Origin of the sequence: Streptomyces sp. NRRL S-1022, assembly GCF_000720135.1 — a bacterium.
Taxonomy (GTDB): domain Bacteria; phylum Actinomycetota; class Actinomycetes; order Streptomycetales; family Streptomycetaceae; genus Streptomyces.
This window is the reverse complement of the sequence record NZ_JOIU01000175.1, coordinates 1-317: the sequence shown is the minus strand read 5'-3', so window position 1 is coordinate 317 and position 317 is coordinate 1. Positions and strand designations below refer to the sequence as shown.

The following is a 317-nucleotide window of genomic DNA, read 5'->3' as shown; positions in this document are numbered from 1 at the left end:
CCGGTGGTCTGCTCCCACAGGCCCCAGGCGAGCGACCGCGCCGGGAACCCGGCGGCCCGGCGGCGCGCCAGCAGCCCGTCCATGCAGGCGTTCGCGGCGCCGTAACTCCCGGTGCCCGCACCGAGGAACACCCCGGACACCGAGGAGTAGGCGAGGAACGCGTCCAAGTCGGGGACGAGTTCACGGGTCAGCTCGTCCAGGTGCTCGACGGCCGTGACCTTGGGCGCGAACACCCGCTCCAGCCGCTCGGGTTCGATCTCACCGACCACACCGGCGTCGAAGACACCCGCCGCGTGGACTACGGCGGTCAGCCGGGG

General features: G+C 73.2%; 1 protein-coding gene. It reads right to left on the bottom strand.

What is annotated here, in order from left to right; all coding sequences use genetic code 11:
* Positions 1-317 (bottom strand): KR domain-containing protein (locus tag IG05_RS43325; RefSeq protein WP_037816048.1); only part of this gene is annotated, 317 nt, incomplete at both ends.